The organism is Paenibacillus hubeiensis (genome assembly GCF_032334105.1).
GTDB classification, from domain to species: domain Bacteria; phylum Bacillota; class Bacilli; order Paenibacillales; family Paenibacillaceae; genus Paenibacillus; species Paenibacillus hubeiensis.
The window spans coordinates 389,219-405,692 of record NZ_JAVYAE020000002.1; the positions used below are offsets into that span (position 1 = coordinate 389,219).

Annotated in this window: 15 protein-coding genes; 14 read left to right on the forward strand and 1 reads right to left on the reverse strand. The window is 47.1% G+C overall.

Features of this window, described 5'->3' with window-relative positions:
• The first annotated feature begins 105 nt into the window (after positions 1-105).
• The 8 genes from RSX24_RS08450 (at position 106) to RSX24_RS08485 (ending at position 10,749) form a co-directional block, all read left to right on the forward strand.
• Positions 106-1,113 (forward strand): substrate-binding domain-containing protein, encoded by a 1,008-nt coding sequence (locus tag RSX24_RS08450; protein WP_339272554.1) that lies wholly within the window; start codon positions 106-108, stop codon positions 1,111-1,113.
• Between the two features lie 52 nt (positions 1,114-1,165).
• Positions 1,166-3,058 carry a cache domain-containing sensor histidine kinase gene (locus RSX24_RS08455; RefSeq protein WP_343260278.1) on the forward strand — a complete coding sequence of 631 codons (1,893 nt, stop codon included), beginning with the start codon at positions 1,166-1,168 and terminating at the stop codon, positions 3,056-3,058.
• On the forward strand, positions 3,055-4,368 hold the full coding sequence (locus RSX24_RS08460) for a response regulator (RefSeq protein WP_339272552.1): 1,314 nt from the start codon (positions 3,055-3,057) through the stop codon (positions 4,366-4,368). The genes RSX24_RS08455 and RSX24_RS08460 overlap by 4 nt, the downstream gene beginning before the upstream one ends.
• A 325-nt stretch (positions 4,369-4,693) precedes the next feature.
• Entirely contained in the window at positions 4,694-5,779 is a 1,086-nt protein-coding gene (gene chvE / locus RSX24_RS08465; RefSeq protein WP_290371405.1) for a multiple monosaccharide ABC transporter substrate-binding protein, read from the forward strand.
• A 21-nt stretch (positions 5,780-5,800) separates the two neighbouring features.
• On the forward strand, positions 5,801-7,351 hold the full coding sequence (gene mmsA / locus RSX24_RS08470; protein WP_339272549.1) for a multiple monosaccharide ABC transporter ATP-binding protein: 1,551 nt from the start codon (positions 5,801-5,803) through the stop codon (positions 7,349-7,351).
• Positions 7,335-8,498 (forward strand): multiple monosaccharide ABC transporter permease, encoded by a 1,164-nt coding sequence (gene mmsB, locus RSX24_RS08475; protein ID WP_236412515.1) that lies wholly within the window; start codon positions 7,335-7,337, stop codon positions 8,496-8,498. Before mmsA ends, mmsB begins: the two co-directional genes overlap by 17 nt.
• Before the next feature lie 304 nt (positions 8,499-8,802).
• Positions 8,803-9,828, forward strand: coding sequence for a leucine-rich repeat domain-containing protein (locus RSX24_RS08480; RefSeq protein ID WP_236412516.1), 1,026 nt, complete (start codon positions 8,803-8,805; stop codon positions 9,826-9,828).
• Positions 9,829-10,146: 318 nt separating this feature from the next.
• Positions 10,147-10,749, forward strand: a complete 603-nt coding sequence (locus RSX24_RS08485; protein WP_343260279.1) for a DUF8309 domain-containing protein — start codon at positions 10,147-10,149, stop codon at positions 10,747-10,749.
• Between the two features lie 546 nt (positions 10,750-11,295).
• On the opposite strand, the gene RSX24_RS08490 is transcribed toward RSX24_RS08485, so the two are convergent.
• On the reverse strand, positions 11,296-11,769 hold the full coding sequence (locus tag RSX24_RS08490; protein ID WP_343260502.1) for an SUKH-4 family immunity protein: 474 nt from the start codon (positions 11,767-11,769) through the stop codon (positions 11,296-11,298).
• Positions 11,770-12,030: 261 nt separating this feature from the next.
• On the opposite strand from RSX24_RS08490, the gene RSX24_RS08495 reads away from it, so the two are divergent.
• The 6 genes from RSX24_RS08495 to RSX24_RS08520 all read left to right on the forward strand — a co-directional run bounded on the left by RSX24_RS08495 (position 12,031) and on the right by RSX24_RS08520 (position 16,360).
• Positions 12,031-12,183, forward strand: a complete 153-nt coding sequence (locus RSX24_RS08495; RefSeq protein WP_236412519.1) for a hotdog family protein — start codon at positions 12,031-12,033, stop codon at positions 12,181-12,183.
• Positions 12,184-12,464: 281 nt separating this feature from the next.
• Complete coding sequence (locus RSX24_RS08500) at positions 12,465-13,490, forward strand: UCP032817 domain-containing protein (RefSeq protein WP_236412520.1); 1,026 nt, start codon at positions 12,465-12,467, stop codon at positions 13,488-13,490.
• Positions 13,491-13,630: 140 nt separating this feature from the next.
• Positions 13,631-14,368 carry an MBL fold metallo-hydrolase gene (locus RSX24_RS08505; protein WP_343260280.1) on the forward strand — a complete coding sequence of 246 codons (738 nt, stop codon included), beginning with the start codon at positions 13,631-13,633 and terminating at the stop codon, positions 14,366-14,368.
• A 217-nt stretch (positions 14,369-14,585) separates the two neighbouring features.
• Positions 14,586-14,849 (forward strand): hypothetical protein, encoded by a 264-nt coding sequence (locus RSX24_RS08510; RefSeq protein ID WP_236412522.1) that lies wholly within the window; start codon positions 14,586-14,588, stop codon positions 14,847-14,849.
• 241 nt (positions 14,850-15,090) lie between these two features.
• On the forward strand, positions 15,091-15,648 hold the full coding sequence (locus RSX24_RS08515; protein ID WP_339272534.1) for a PadR family transcriptional regulator: 558 nt from the start codon (positions 15,091-15,093) through the stop codon (positions 15,646-15,648).
• Positions 15,641-16,360 (forward strand): CPBP family intramembrane glutamic endopeptidase, encoded by a 720-nt coding sequence (locus RSX24_RS08520; RefSeq protein ID WP_343260281.1) that lies wholly within the window; start codon positions 15,641-15,643, stop codon positions 16,358-16,360. Before RSX24_RS08515 ends, RSX24_RS08520 begins: the two co-directional genes overlap by 8 nt.
• The last annotated feature ends 114 nt before the right edge of the window (positions 16,361-16,474 follow it).

Here is a 16,474-nt window from a genome sequence, read left to right on the forward strand (position 1 = left end):
CATATGACTCTGGCTAAAACGGAAAGCGGTTTCTTTTTTGCGTGTTTGCGTTTACAATTTAAGCGGAACGCAAGTGGAGAGACCTCTAAGGAAGTGAAGACGAATATGAAAAAAACGCTGCTGGTTTATATTTTGCTCATCTCGGCTTTTGCGCTGTATGTGTTCAGGTACGAATACGCAAGTGAAGCGAATGGCTCATGGGAAGACAGGGGACTGCGCGGAGATATCGGTGAAACTTACATCATGATCACGTTCCAGTCCGGCTTGGAATATTGGAAAAGTGTGCTCAAAGGCTTCGAGGATGCCGGGGATGCGCTCGGGGTAACCGTGGAATACCGGGGAGCTACGCGGTATGATCCGAAGGAACAGACCACAGTCATCGAGCAGGCGATTGCACGAAAACCGGCAGGCATCGCCATTTCCGCCATTGACCCGCAATCGCTGATTCCCGTCATAAACAAGGCGTTGGACGCGGGTATCCCGGTCGTTTTGTTTGATGCGGACGCACCGGACAGCAGGGCCTATTCTTTTCTCGGTACGGACAATTACCAGGCAGGGGTGACTGCTGCGGACAAAATGGCCGAGCTTCTGGGCCGGGAGGGAGAAGTCGCCATTCTGACCATGCCGGGCCAGCAAAATCATGAAGAACGAACACAGGGGTTCCGCGATACGATCCGTGACCGGTACCCTTCCATGAAGGTCGTTGAAGTTGCCGATGGACACGGAGATGTAATGAAATCAAAAGATGAAGCGCTCAGAATGATGAAGGCGTATCCGAAGCTCGGCGGAATTTTTGTAACCGAGGCGACGGGAGCGGCAGGCGTAGGCGAAGCGGTTCAGAATGCAAATGCGGGACATCCGCTCCAAATCATCTCCTTTGATACGAATAAGGCTACGCTGGATATGATCAAGAGCGGCACCATCTCTGCAACGATCGCACAAGGAACCTGGAACATGGGATATTGGTCCCTTCAATATCTGTTTCATTTGCACCATCAATTGACCGTGCCCGCACCGTCCTCTTCCGATGAGAACGCACCGCTGCCTGTTAGGGTAGACACCGGAATCTCTGTGGTGACACGTTCGAATGTAGATGATTACTATGCCAAATAAAAATAATAATCGGTCAACTATGTCCCTCAGCTGGAGGAAAATCCGCTTCCGGATGAAGGGCGGATTGCAGCGGCTGCGCTTGCGCAATATGCCGCTGCGTTATCAGCTGATGCTGCTCTTTTTGCTCTTTGCCATCGTTCCTTCGGTGGGACTCGGGCTGCTGGTGAACTGGACGGTGGAACGGATTGTCGAACGACAGGTTGAAGGGCACACGATGCAGCTGATCGGCAAAGTCAATGAAGCGCTTGACAGCAAGATGGAGAATTTGCAGAATATGACCTATCTGATCGCTTTTGATTCGGATATCCGTGCTTTTATGGAAGGGAAAACGGATTTTGACGGCCATACAGGCACAGCTGTACCTTATAACGATCTGAATCGGGCCAAAGATCAGGATCAGCTTTATGGAATCAAGCAATATTTGCAAGGCTTCACGACATTGTACCCGGAAATCGCAGGGATCGTGCTCGTTAACCGAAACGGAGATTACATCAGCAATGAGATGTATCCGAAAACCAATCAAAGCCTGGTTCAGGAGGAATGGTACCAAAGCGCGGCCGGGAATGCCGGCATTTTTACCGTTCTGGGCCAACCGAGACATCGTAACATCACGACGCATGTCCGGTATAAAGACAGTGAAATTGTGTCCGTCGCACGTTCCATCACGGATGAATCATCGGGACGCGTGCTCGGTGTCATTATGATTGATCTCAAGCTGCGTACCGTCTCACAGGCCGCCAGGGATGTAACGCTGGGGAAATCCGGATATGTCATGGTGACCGATGCAGAAGGGCGAAGCGTCTATATGCCGGACAATCCACTCGTTGAGCAGATTCCACCCGCGTGGTTCACATCGGGAGATAGCGGAACATTTAACGCAGAAGCAGAAGGGAAGGAATTGTTATTCATGTACCAGTCTTCCGCGTTTACGGGATGGAGAACCGTAGGGGTGTTCCCGGCCAAGGAATCGACGGCGGAAGTCCGCCAGATCCAGTTTTACGTGGTCAGTTTTGTCTTCGTGGTCTGTCTCTTTGGCCTGAGCGCTTCCCTGCGATTTTCCAATTCCATCGCTCAGCCTATTTTCCGGTTGATGTCTTATATGCGCAGAGCGGAAACGGGAAATCTCAGATCCGGCCGCTGGAGCGATCGTGCCGATGAAATCGGCATGCTCGGCAGAAGCTTCAACCGAATGCTGGTGCAAATCCAGCAGCTCATGTCCCTTAATGAACTGCGGGAGCGGCAGAAACGGGATGCGGAAATGCGAAGCCTGCAGGAGCATATCAAACCTCATTTTTTATATAACACCTTGGATACGATTCATTGGATGGCACAGAGGAAAGGCGTAGACGATGTATCCGAGATGGTGGGTGCCCTCTCCAGACTGTTTCGGATCGGGCTCAGCAAAGGCAATGATTTCATTCCTCTGCGTTCCGAGATTGAACATATATCCAGCTATCTGCAGATTCAACAGACCCGGTACCGGAACCGGCTTCAATGTGAGTTGGTGATTCCCGAGGACCTAAAGGAGCTGTTCGTGCTTAAGCTGGTGCTGCAGCCCATAGTGGAAAATGCTATTTATCACGGGATTAAGGGGAGACGAGGGCCGGGTAACATTCGGATCGAAGCTAAAGTAAAAGACGACAAGCTGTTGCTTACGATACAGGACGATGGCGCCGGGATGACAGGCGAGCGGCTGCACGAGATGACTCGTCTCCTCAGCACACCCCTGGAGAGCATGGAAATACAGGAAGCCGGCCAGGGTGGCAAAAGTTATGGCATGCTGAATGTACAGGCACGTCTGCGGCTTTCTTTTGGCGAAGAATACGGAATCAGCCTGGATAGTCAGGAAGGTGAAGGGACCTGCGTGACCATCACTCAGCCGTTAATGAAGGAACTACCACAAGCATTGCAATTCGATATTGAAGGAAGGCGGGAGAGTCAATGAAGAGAGCAACCATGCAAGCAGCTTGGACAGAATTGGAGAGTGCGGCAGTTTCGGTGGCGGGAGTCCAGACATTGCAGACTTCAGGGCGCTACCAAGTTCTGATTGCAGATGACGAACCGATCATTCGCGAAGGCATACGGGATGCCATTGATTGGGATCGGCTGGGCATGGAGGTTGCCGGTGAAGCGGAAGACGGTGAAGAAGCGCTGGAGCTGGCTGTCCAGCTCGGTATCGATATCATCCTTGTGGATATGAATATGCCATTTCTGAACGGGATTGATCTGATCCGCCGCCTTCAGGACGAATGTCCGGGCTGCCGCTGTCTGATCATCTCCGGTCATGATGAGTTTGCTTATGCCCAGGAGGCCGTGCGACTTGGCGTGGAGGATTACATCCTAAAGCCGGTAGATGCGGAGCGGCTGCATGCTGCGCTCGAGCGTTTGCATCGGCGGATGGACGAAGAACGCAAGCGGACCGCTTACGTTAAGCAGGCTGCGGATCAGATCGAACGCAATATTCCGCTTTTGCGTCAGCGTTTTTGTCTGGAGTGGCTGGAAGGGCTTGCGGAAGGAAAAGATCTGACAGAGCAGCTGGCGTTCCTGCGTCTGCCATCCGATCCGCCCGTGCAGCTCGGGATCGTCCGCTGGCCTGCGGCCGAAGCCCGTCAGTCCCTTATGCGGGAGAATGACCGCCAATTGTTTCTTTTTGCCGTGGAGAATATTATCGGCGAACTGCTGGGAGAACTTCCGCATGTCCTGTTCAGGGACCCGAATGGGTTAATCGGCTTTTGCTTGTGGCAGGCGGCTCCGGAAGAGCTGGATTGCATCATTGAACAGCAGATCGGTTCCTGCCTCAATATCGCCGTTCATGCCCGTGTGGTGCAGAATACAGGTACATTAGAAGAGGCCCCGAATGCTTACCGGCTATGCCGGGAACTTGTTTATGGGGAAGCCCGATTGTCTCCGCTGGTGCGCAGGGCTCGGCAGATCATCAATGAGGAGTACGCGGATCGGGAACTGACGCTTGAATCGCTCGCTGCCCGCTTGCAAGTCTCCTCGGTATATCTCAGCCGGGTGCTCAAGAAAGAGCTGAACGATACTTTCGTAACCCTGGTCACGCATGCCCGCATCCGTAAAGCGGTGCAGCTGCTGGATTCCACGACGATGCCCATCCACAGCATTGCAGAACGGGTCGGTTACGACACCCAGCATTATTTCAGCACGGCGTTTAAGAAAAAGATGGGGATCTCGCCTGCGCAGTACCGAAAAGACGGGGGCACAGGGCACAGTGCCTCCGCGGACCTGGTATAACATCAAGCGGACCAGGAATAACATCACCGGACATGGACAAGGGCAACAGAGTTGTTCTGCTTCTGCGAAGCGGATCAGCTCTTTTTTTATACCCGGTGGATGAACGATACTCGAGGCAAGGGATTCAGCACCTTAACTTCTACAGGTTATACAAAAGTTAAAATATTATAAAAAAGGTTCAAAAGCTGCAAAGACGGTCTCGACGTCATAATGCTACGATTGGATCAGGCGGAAACAGAAAGCAGTATGGGTCACTTCGAACGTTGTAAGCGTTATCTTATGATTCGTTCACGATCCGCATGATTTGAGGAAAGGGGAACTTGATATGAAAAAAGGAGCAGTGATGATCTGGCTTCTGGTGATGACCCTGATGCTGTCGGCTTGCAATTTGGCTGAGAGTGGGGCAGGCAGCAAGGAAAAAGGATATGTCGGCATCTCCATGCCAACCAAATCCTCCGAGCGATGGGTCGGCGACGGAGAGAACATGGTCCGTTTGTTTCAGGAACAGGGGTATAAAACGGATCTGCAATACGCTGAGGACGTGGTCGAAAATCAGATTTCACAGATTGAGAACATGATCACCAAGGGAGTGGATGTGATGGTGATTGCATCCGTGGATGGCAATACGCTGACGGATGTGATCAAGAAGGCTCACGATGAAGGCATTCAAGTCATATCCTACGACCGTCTGATTCGCAACACGCCCTATTTAACGTACTACGCGACGTTCGACAACTTTAAGGTGGGCGTGCTCCAGGCTTCTTACATTGAGCAGAAGCTGGGCCTCAAGGAAGGCAAGGGCCCGTTCAACATTGAGCTGTTTGGCGGCTCGCCCGACGATAACAATGCGTATTTCTTCTTTGACGGTGCGATGTCTGTGCTGAAGCCGTATATCGATTCCGGCAAGCTTGTCGTGCGGAGCAACCAAACCACGATGGCGCAGATCGCGACCTTGCGCTGGGATGGAGCATTGGCTCAGTCGAGGATGGATAACCTGCTCAGCGCCTATTATTCGGGAGATCACCTGGATGCGGTCTTGTCCCCGTACGACGGAATCAGCATTGGCATCATCTCGTCGCTAAAAGGCGTCGGATACGGATCAAAGAGTAAACCTTTGCCCGTCATTACGGGTCAGGACGCGGAGCTGGCCTCGATCAAATCCATTGTTGCGGGAGAGCAGACGCAGACGGTATTCAAGGATACCCGCAAGCTGGCGGAACAAACGGTAGAGATGGCCAATAGCATTTTGCAAGGAAAACAAGCGGAAGTGAATGACGAAAAGTCGTATAACAACGGAATTAAGATCGTACCAGCCTATTTGCTGGATCCGATTTCAGTGGATCGCACAAACGTGGAGAAGGACATTGTAGGCACCGGATATTACACCAAAGAAGAAATTGGATTGAAATAATAATGGAAAGGAGCAAATCCCATGACCGGAATCATATTGGAAATGAAGGGCATTACCAAAACCTTTCCTGGGGTCAAAGCACTGGAGAACGTCAATCTCAAGGTCCGGGAAGGCGAAATTCATTCGCTGTGCGGTGAGAACGGTGCAGGAAAATCCACGCTGATGAAAGTGCTTAGCGGTGTATATCCACACGGAACGTACGAAGGGGATATTTTGTTTCAGGGCAAAACATGCGAGTTCAAAAATATCAAGCAGAGCGAGGATCTGGGGATCGTCATTATCCATCAGGAGCTCGCGCTGATCCCTTACCTGTCCATCGCGGAGAACATCTTTCTGGGCAATGAACGTGCCAGCAAAGGCATCATTGACTGGAAAGAAACGTTGGTCGGTACACGTGAATTGCTCTCCAAAGTGGGGCTCAGCGAAAATCCGAACACGCTTGTATCCAACATCGGCGTGGGTAAACAGCAGCTGGTCGAAATTGCAAAAGCACTCTCCAAAAAGGTTCGTCTGCTCATTCTGGATGAACCAACGGCAGCGCTTAATGAAGATGATAGCGAAAATCTGCTCCAATTAATGCTGGAATTCAAAAAGCAGGGAATTGCGTGTATCCTGATTTCCCACAAGCTGAATGAAGTGTCCAAGGTATCGGACTCCGTTACGATATTGCGGGACGGCAAGACGATCGAGACGCTGGACATGAGAAAGGATAACGTCACCGAAGACCGGATTATCAGCGGAATGGTGGGCCGTGACCTGACAAGCCGCTACCCGGAACGTCATGCCAATATCGGTAAAGTCATATTGGAAGTGAAGGACTGGACCGTTTATCACGAGCATCATGCCGAACGCAAGGTGCTGGATCAGGTCAACATGAACATCCGGCGTGGCGAGATCGTGGGCATTGCCGGTCTGATGGGGGCGGGACGTACGGAGCTGGCCATGAGCATCTTCGGCAAATCTTATGGACGAAACATATCGGGCCAGCTGATCAAGGATGGCAAACCGATTCAGAACAACAGCGTAACGGAGGCGATTCAAAATGGTTTTGCCTACGTGACGGAGGATCGGAAGGAATACGGGCTCATTCTTATGGATGATATCAAACGCAATATCTCACTGACCGGTCTGAGCAAGCTGACCAAAAATGCAGTTGTGAACGAACGTGAAGAAGTGCTGGTTGCCGAAGAAATGAAGAAAAGCATGAATATCAAAGCACCGAGCATTTTGCAGAAAACCGGTAACCTGAGCGGTGGCAATCAGCAGAAAGTGGTGCTGAGCAAATGGATTTTTGCCGGACCGGATATTCTCATTCTGGATGAACCGACCCGCGGAATCGATGTGGGCGCCAAATTCGAAATCTATACCATTATTCACCGCCTTGCTGCAGAGGGCAAGGGTGTGCTGGTGATCTCATCCGAGCTTCCGGAGGTGCTGGGCTTGTGTGACCGGATTTATGTCATGAATGCCGGGCGCATTACGGGAGAAGTCAGCCGCGAAGAAGCAACGCAGGAAACGTTGATGAGATATATGACGAAGTCTGGAGGCGAGAAGCATGGAAATGCTAACTAAACTGTTCAAAAACAATATACGCCAATACGGGATGATCATCGCCCTGGTTGTCATTATGATCTTGTTCGAGCTGCTGACTGGCGGGCTCTTACTGAAACCGATCAATATTACGAATCTGATCCTGCAGAACAGCTATATTCTTGTGCTCGCCATCGGGATGGTACTGGTCATTATTACCGGACATATTGACCTGTCGGTAGGTTCCGTTGCAGCCTTTGTCGGTGCAGTGGCAGCAATCATGATGGTCGACTGGCAGCTTCCGGCCTGGATGGCGGTGATCGCTTCTTTGCTGGTCGGGGCGTTAATCGGAGCCTGGCAGGGCTTCTGGATCGCCTATGTGCGGATCCCTGCGTTTATCGTGACCCTTGCGGGCATGCTGCTCTTCCGCGGGTTGACGATGATCGTGCTCGAAGGGCAGTCCATCTCTCCTTTTCCGGGCGGATTCCAAAAGATTAGCTCCGGGTTCCTGCCAGATATTCAATTCTCGGGTTTCGGGCTCATCTCGATCCTTGTCGGCGTTGCGCTTACGGTCTGGTACATCGTGAATGAACTGCGGGAACGCCGCTCCCAGCGGAAATACGGATTCGCGGTCGTATCGCAGGGACTTTTCCTGCTCAAACTGATTGTGGTGGCTGCGGTGACGAACCTGTTTACCTTCGTGTTGGCAAGTTACGCCGGAATTCCGAATATTTTGATCCTGCTGTTTGTACTGATCATCGTTTATTCCTTTGTCATGAACCGTACTGTAATGGGGCGTCATGTATACGCGCTTGGAGGAAATGAAAAGGCTGCAGGACTGTCCGGAGTCAAAACCAAAAAAGTGACATTCTGGGTATTTGTAAACATGGGCGTGCTCGCCGCCGTTTCCGGTCTGATCTTCGCTGCCCGTCTGAACGCGGCCACTCCAAGAGCGGGTACCAACTTCGAATTGGATGCCATCGCAGCCTGCTTTATCGGCGGGGCTTCAGCTTCCGGTGGCATTGGAACCGTGTTTGGAGCAATCATCGGCGGCTTGGTAATGGGGGTACTGAATAACGGAATGTCCCTCATTGGTTTGGGCATTGACTGGCAGCAGGGAATCAAAGGTTTGGTGCTTCTGCTTGCCGTAGCTTTCGATATCTACAACAAAAACAAAAGATCGGCCTAAAGCTGTAGAAGAACACGTTCTTGTACAGATATGGAAATGAAGAACAGACCCGCTATCGATCATAGCGGGTCTGTTTTCTGTCGAGGGACAAGAACATGATCCCATGGAAGTCGCTATTTTAGGAGAGAGAATAGCCCAAGGATGGATGCTCTAACGGAGAAATAAACCATAAACTTGCTCCCCATATGGATTCGCTGTAAAATGCAGTAAAATTAAGACTATCTCAGATAGAGATTCTGATCGTTTGGTTAACAATAATATTTAAATAGATTATCGGCAGCATAAAAGAATTGGGGGAGTCGTTATGGGAGAAGTATGGACAAGCTCTATGCATGGTGCACCTTGGACAATAGGGAAAATGAATAAAGCGATTAAGCAACTGGGACATCGGGCGCTTATTTCGTTTGTCATTGATATAGATAAGCTCGAAGATTTACAAGAATTAGATAAGCATGTATTTGCTAAACGTCCGGATTTAGTATTGTCTATTCGTCAAATTGATATGAAAGGGCGCTATACAGAGGAATTATTACAGATCATCGCTGACTTAAAGCATATAACAGCTTTACAATTAAACCTTCAACATCATATTGATTTGAGTATACTTGGTAAACTAGAGCGATTGCAATTTTTATCAATTACAAGTAAAAAGCCGGTAAACTTAAACTTTACTTCTAACTTTAGAAATCTTCAATATCTTTCATTATATGGGGAATTTGTAGACTTAACACCGATCGGCGATGCAACTGAACTTGACACGCTCATTTTGAGTACTACTATTCATGAAGTTGATTTTGTTCGTCAGTTAACCAAATTGGAGTGTCTCTTTATTCATGATTGTACTTTGAAAGGTTCCCTAGCAGCACTTGCGAATTCTACAGTTAAAATGCTTAGCTTAGCAAATATACGTAACTTAACGAATCTGGATGATATAGCTTCAATGCATAATCTTACTTATTTACGATTGTCCTTATCTAAGGTGGAGGCTTTATGTGACTTCTCTAAAATGCATAACCTTAGACAGTTGGAACTGGATAATATGAAAGCGTTAAAACATATAGATCTTTTGTGGTCAGCACCCCTTCTTGAAATGTTAGAATTAAGGCAGATTTCTACAAGTATTAAAGCCAAGGATTTAGAGGCATTACTTGAAATGGAGCACTTACAACAACTAGATTTTCAGTTTATTGATTTTAATAAAGGAAGGATTGCAGCATTACGCGATTGGTTTAAACAAGCAGGGAAGGAGCATATCCTCTATGAGAATATTGCTGAAGACAAGCGAATGAAGTCCATGTGGCGAATACATTTACAAAATCATATAGGATAAAATAAATAGCGGTAAATTCATAAGTAGCCATAAGACCAGGCATGTCTACTCTCCAAAGACGATGTACTATATAGATTGAACCGGGATTTACACGATAACGAAGAGGGCAGAAAGAATCTGGAGAAGCGAAGCGGTCGCATTTATCACCGGATTTTCCCCTTGAAAAAGGGGATCAAAGAAATCTGGGGATAACAGCGATCGTAAGAAGGTTCTGACCGCGTAGTGTCTCTGTGTAAAAATCATTGGTTCAAACCTATATAGTAAAAAAGGGGCTCTTCTACAACTACAAAAATGGATCTAAAGGGGGCGCCAGACATTATGTTAAATCGATTCAGCTGGAAAGAAAATGATGTTTATTTTGTACCTGTGACAGACTCAGTTTCAACAGTTGTTCAATTACTCAAAAAGCCTTATATTATCATGTTTAATATCTTTTTGGAGAATTCAATCTCTGCTTGGGATGAGGTTAAATTACAGGATATTCAAGAATTTCGAGTGATCCGAGTGTTGAATTCAGCTGTAAAGTTGACCGCAAAGCAAAAATTGAAAGATGCAGCCATGGCTCCTAAAACAGATGTGGATGTACCTAAACATTATATTAGCCAAGATTTTGGAAATCGTCCGGATTCATGTTCTACTCGATTCAATCTGGTGTATATAGATCCAGGAATCGGCGATTTGGGAATGGGAAATCCCATCGTGGAAACGGATATCTATCCCGCGAATCCACTTGAACGATTAGAGCCTTACGAACTAACCGCATTACATACAGCTAAAGATTTGATGCATAGGCTCTACTGGTCATACTCTGTTTATTTCGGGCTGGATAAGTATAAGGAGTATTATATGAATTGCATTACTCCGGTTCCTGTACACGAGTGGAACCAAGAGTACTTAAATGCTGGGGGATACTCCTTCTGAAAGTAATCATGAATTTAGACATAGACGAGTCACTGAAGAAGGGGACATGATCGCAATGAAAGATAAATTCCTAGAGAAAAAGCATGGAGATCTCGTAAAAAAGAAACTATATAGATTGAACCGGAAATTTACACGATAACGAAGAGGGCAGAAAGAATCTGGAGATGCGAAGCGGTCGCTTAAAAGCTTTCTGTAAGAAAGCTGCATCGGAAGCATAGGCTGATCACCGGATTTTCCCCTTGAAAAAGGGGAGCAAAGAAATCTGGGGATAACAGCGATCGGAAGATGGTTCTGACCGCGGTAGTCTGGTCCTTTCTATAGAGTTCACACGGGGATACGATTTCTATTAGATGATCTGGACTTTATAGCTTTAAACGGAATCCAAGCAAATGGATACAAAAATGAATATTCAATACATTATAACTTCAGGTATCATAAAGATGAGGATTCTATAAGGGAAGAATTGGTGCATAAATACAACAAAAACGCAATACGGACATTTTAGCGATCGTCACGGAAAAACGTTTCGCGGTATCGGTAACGATCTCATTTCGTTTTGTCGAGGATCGATCGGTAAAAGTTTATACGCAGATCATTCAGCGGAAACAGGTCGTCGGAAAGCTCGTACAAACGCATCGGCCAAAAAGACTCGTCGTTTTCCGTGGCTTGAGAATCATAGCGTCTGAACTCTGTTTCCAGCGCTTCCACCGCTTTTTGCGGATCGTTGCCGGATTCAATTCGCCACTTTACCTGCTGCATAAACAAGTTGTGAAATTGCAAAAAAGAATCAAAGCTGGAATTGCAAAATTGCAGCCGGTAAAGGGCGTCTTCCTGGTGGATATATGTTACGGTGCCACTCTCGAGATCGACCGCATAATAACCACCGAGATCATGTCCGAATATCGCAAGCGTTCGATCTTCAAACCGGAAGAGGCATAAAGGACTGTCAAATTCGATAGCGAAGTTCGGGTAGGGATCAGCCGAAGTCTTTCGGTTGTTAGATTCGACAAGTATTCGGATTGCTCAATTTCGGAGGGATTCAGACTCTCAAAACTGGATTTAAGTTCTCGGATAACAGGCTCCATAGCTGCACCTCACTGAAAATTTAGTCGACCGGTCGGCAAAATAAAAAACGAAAACAGGGTATTATAATCATACCATTAATTGGTCATTAAATGTCGAGGGACAAGAACATGTTCTTATTTCCGATTAGATAAGCATCTAAGATGTCCCGGGATTTACTTGAATCGGTTTTTAAATAAACTACAAGAGAAGGCAATCATGTTTGATGTTGAAAGAATACAAGAGGTAATACCGCATAGAAATCCATTTCTATGGGTTGATGGAATCTTGGAGGAAATTGATGAAGATAAAAAATCTGTTGGAAGCACTGGCACAGGTCGGTGGCGTGGCTATGTCCAATGGAGAGAGTAGCAATCACAAAAATAGGTTTATTGACTAGTATTGATAATTGTCGTATCAGATGACAAGTCAAACCAGCAGACCAACTCCTGCTTGTATTCGATGTTCGAGCAATTTCGTAGGTTAGGGGTAAATTCCCTGAACGTGGGATTTTTGAAGCAATGGGCAGGCATAGGAACATACAGCACTGGCATTTATGCCAAAGGGCTCTTTTAGTCATTACCGGTCATCATTTATACTAGTGAGAGTTTAACCCATACATAGAAACGATATCAACGGAGAGGAGAGGCGCTGTGCCTATCTACTACTACATCGCAGCCATTTTATTGGTTATTGGGGTATATTTGATTCGGCGTAAGATCAGAATTTTCCGTCCGGCGGGAAGCCGCAGAAGGCATGCAAAAGTGACGTATAGGCGCAAAAAGTTACCTTTGAATCTTGGACTTCGCGAAGAGGTCTCCTATAAGCAAACCGTTCTTCAATTGGAAAAGAGTTTCAATAAACATTTTTCCAACAAACTGAAGATCCGTATGGGACAGGAATATCCTCATATGACAACGCACGAATATCGATGGAAGCTGCTGGAGCTGAAGAGATACTTCATTATGGCTTCTTTACTTAAGCAGGTGCCCATGTTCAGCGAGGAGGTAGACGAATTTTGGCATGAAATGCTGATGTTTACGAGATCCTACGCTGACTTTTGCGCAGAGTTTATGGGTTCCACTGTACATCATGAGCCCGCAGTTACCCGCCGCGAAACGCCAGGAGCACGTGCCTGGTTTGACTGGGTGTACTGTCAATTATTCGCGTTTACTCCCTATAGTTCCGTGATCTGGGGCGATTTCTTCAGGTATCCGTTATCCGGTGATGTGCAAAAGTTGATCGCGCAGGGAGACCCGTCCGAACTGGTGAATCAACTCTTCCATGCCAGGCGCATGCAGGAGAGTCCTGAAGCTGCGCAGGTTATTACCTACTTGATTGAAAAACTGCAAAGATCGGCAAGTCTAAGCGCAAATGAACTCTCTCTTGAATCTCCAGGTACGGGCGATGTGGCTCTTCTCATGGCGAGTGCCATGGTGTACCATTCCATACATCATGAAGCGACATACGGGGTGCGCATGGGTCGCCTGGAGCAGGAAATCCTCCCGCAGGAAAAGACTGCCTCCGGGTCTTCGTCAAACAGCAGTTGCACGAGCAGTGCCAGCTGTTATGCAGATCATTGCACAGACAGCAGTGGTTCATCCGGAGGTTCCGGATCATCCTCAGATTCTTCTTGCAGCTCATCCAGCTGCTCATCCTGCGGCGGTGGCGGAGATTAATGAAGGAGGGCACCGTATGACGGTGAAATTTCATTTGGAGCGTGATGACGCAGGGGCTATGGGGGCTTTCGGCGCTTCGTATCGCAGGAGAAGGTCATGTGTTAATAATAATTATTGTTGTTTAGTTAGGAGGTATGTTGATGAGTACTTATCATCTACTTGATATTGAGTTTGAATATAACGGACAAAAACAGGTCATTACCCCAATCCTTCTTCAAGATGAGTTTGACACGATTCTTATCGACTGCGGTTATCCCGATTTCATGCCTCTTATTGAAAAAGCGGCTAACCGGTATAACGTTACTCTCGATTCAATGACTAAACTGATCGTGACGCATCACGATATGGATCATATGGGGTCAGTCGCTGCTTTGAAGAGGGAGTATCCACACATCGAAATCGTTGCTTACGAGCTAGAAGCGCCTTACATTGAAGGAACGAAAAAATCATTGCGGCTTGAACAGGCAGAATCAACGTTTGACGCATTGACCGATGAAGCAAAGCCATATGCGGAGCAATTTATTCGCCTCTTGAAGTCGATCGAGCCGGTTGCCGTTGACCGGACGGTAGCCGATGAGGATTGGCTGCCTTGGTGCGGCGGGATTAAGATCATCCACACGCCAGGTCATATGCCCGGGCACATCTCATTATATTTGCCAGCCAGCAAAACACTGATCGCTGCAGACGCCGTCGTCATCGAGGAAGGCGAGCTCGCCATTGCTAATCCCCAGTATACAATGGATCTGGATGAGGCCGTACGATCGGTACAGCGATTGCTTGACTACGATATCGAGCAGCTGATTTGTTATCATGGAGGTTTATTTCATGGTGATGTTCGACAAGCGATCCAACAATTAATCCATAAATATAAATCTTGAGTCATTCTGAGAACTTGAACCGGTTGCCGATTAAATGGATATCTAAACGTTATGCAGCCACCTTCAGGCCATGCACCAATCTGCTACCATATGTTAAAATTAGGTTGAATAAAAACCGAGGTGATTTCATGTTCAATCCGAAGATCTTCTTCTATTAGTTGTGTCTAAGGTCATGGCTTCAAAAGCCAAAATCTAACCCGGCACAACGGGGATGAAGATGTTTACGCGTGAAGAGATTCAATCCTGGGAAGATGAGAAGCAGCATAGTCTGGGGATCAACAGGAAGCCCATTGATCCAAGGAGAGAGAAGCTTAAAGATTTCCGTAAAGGAATCAAGAGCGTTCATTACAACAAAGAGTGTAAAGCAGCACGAAAAGATGATTATCGCCTTTATAGAACAAAAATGAAACGACTGATGCGTAGTGAAGAATACGAACTCCTTCACAATTATAAACGAACAAGCGGTTGGATTACTTGGTAAATATTAAATAAAAAAGGTAGCCCTTGAATGAACTACTCCATTGTTAACTGATTAGCAGTGTGGGAAGTCCGTTCGGGGCTGCTTTTTTTGTTGAAGTAACGGCAATTCAAGTTGTGGAGCTTCCAATACTAAAAACGGCTTGAGCTTATTTTTTCTCTAAATGGATTGCCATCCTTAGCCTTATGGAGTATTATGCTAATTGGATATATCTTAAAGATATATTGTGAAGGAGGAGGGACGTATGAAAAGAATCAATACCACCCATTTTGCCATTCTCGGCTTACTTCGCATTAAACCCATGAGTGCCTACGAACTTGTAAAGTTTTCGAAGGAAAGCATCGGCCTTTTCTGGAACGAATCCTACGGACATATTCATAAGAGCATCAAACAACTGGAGCAAGAGGGTTATGTTTCCGTTGTGGAAGAAGCTGAGACGGGAAGGCGTAAAATCGTCTATGGTGTTACGCGACAAGGATGTGAACAGCTTGATTCATGGTTAGCCCTCCCGCCCGAGGAATCTGTGATCAGGAACGAATTGCTTATGAAGCTCTTTGTCTCCGATGAACGGCATATCCCCCAATTAATCGCTTTTCTCCAGGAAGAATTAGAAGAGAGCGAGCGGTTAACTGCGATGCTTGCAGGAATTAAAGCGAGTGTTCCTGACAAGGAAAGCAAACAGGCCCAGCTCTGGTTGTTGACCCTCGACTATGGTGAGCGATATCTGCGAATGACCATCGAATGGTGCCAACATGCATTGGAATCGTTAAACCGTCCAGACAGGGGGCAAGAGAATGAATAAAAAACGGTTCAATATCGTTCCCATCCTGTTCATTTCGATCGTGGTTGCTGCTTGTGCCCCTCTCTTGGTATGGTTCAAAAGCAGTCCACCCCTCCTATTGAAGCTATTCGAAAGTGCTGGATACAATCTAGAGATGAGTTATCAAGTCACGGTATTGTTATTGGCTGTTATTGTGATCGGCATCGTCTATGGAATCGCGGGGAAAGAGGGACTTGCCTATTTAAACCTTAAAAGGCGAGATGGAATAATCCGGCCAGAACCGTGGATTGGCGTTAAGCCAAAAGAGACGGAGACGTGGAAAAAGTTAGGTGTAAACTTCGCAATCGTGATTACGTTGGTAACGTCTGTCGTCATCTACTTCCAAGTGGTTCATGGAGGGAGCGTAAGTCTGGAGCTATATCCCGGGGTTATACTCATCCTTCTATTTGCGCTTATGAATGCTTTTTCAGAAGAAATCATCTTTCGGTTTTCGTTTGTTGCCGTTGTCAGCAGCTATGGATTTTCTCCGTATGTAGCGCAAGGATTAGCCGCATCGATCTTTGGTGTCGTTCATTATTTTGGAAATCCGGGCGGGATACCAGGCGTATTGATGGCTGCTTTTATCGGATGGTTTTTGGCCAAATCGATGTTAGAAACAAAAGGATTTTTCTGGGCGCTAACGATTCATTTCTTGCAGGATGTCGTGATTTTCAGTGCCTTATTTATGAAATAGCTGCCTAGGGTCCCTATATAAGTTGAACCGATGATTTTTACACGGAGTCACTACGTGGTCAGAACCATCTTCCGATCACTGTTATCCCCAGATTGTTTTGAATTTAGATATATC

Excerpts from the sequence above, each read along its gene's own strand:
- RSX24_RS08450 (WP_339272554.1), top strand. The coding sequence starts at position 106 with ATGAAAAAAACGCTGCTGGTTTATATTTTGCTCATCTCGGCTTTTGCG.
- RSX24_RS08455 (WP_343260278.1), top strand. The coding sequence starts at position 1,166 with ATGAAGGGCGGATTGCAGCGGCTGCGCTTGCGCAATATGCCGCTGCGT.
- RSX24_RS08460 (WP_339272552.1), top strand. The coding sequence starts at position 3,055 with ATGAAGAGAGCAACCATGCAAGCAGCTTGGACAGAATTGGAGAGTGCG.
- chvE (WP_290371405.1), top strand. The coding sequence starts at position 4,694 with ATGAAAAAAGGAGCAGTGATGATCTGGCTTCTGGTGATGACCCTGATG.
- mmsA (WP_339272549.1), top strand. The coding sequence starts at position 5,801 with ATGACCGGAATCATATTGGAAATGAAGGGCATTACCAAAACCTTTCCT.
- mmsB (WP_236412515.1), top strand. The coding sequence starts at position 7,335 with ATGGAAATGCTAACTAAACTGTTCAAAAACAATATACGCCAATACGGG.
- RSX24_RS08480 (WP_236412516.1), top strand. The coding sequence starts at position 8,803 with ATGGGAGAAGTATGGACAAGCTCTATGCATGGTGCACCTTGGACAATA.
- RSX24_RS08485 (WP_343260279.1), top strand. The coding sequence starts at position 10,147 with ATGTTAAATCGATTCAGCTGGAAAGAAAATGATGTTTATTTTGTACCT.
- RSX24_RS08495 (WP_236412519.1), top strand. The coding sequence starts at position 12,031 with ATGTTTGATGTTGAAAGAATACAAGAGGTAATACCGCATAGAAATCCA.
- RSX24_RS08505 (WP_343260280.1), top strand. The coding sequence starts at position 13,631 with ATGAGTACTTATCATCTACTTGATATTGAGTTTGAATATAACGGACAA.
- RSX24_RS08510 (WP_236412522.1), top strand. The coding sequence starts at position 14,586 with ATGTTTACGCGTGAAGAGATTCAATCCTGGGAAGATGAGAAGCAGCAT.
- RSX24_RS08515 (WP_339272534.1), top strand. The coding sequence starts at position 15,091 with ATGAAAAGAATCAATACCACCCATTTTGCCATTCTCGGCTTACTTCGC.
- RSX24_RS08520 (WP_343260281.1), top strand. The coding sequence starts at position 15,641 with ATGAATAAAAAACGGTTCAATATCGTTCCCATCCTGTTCATTTCGATC.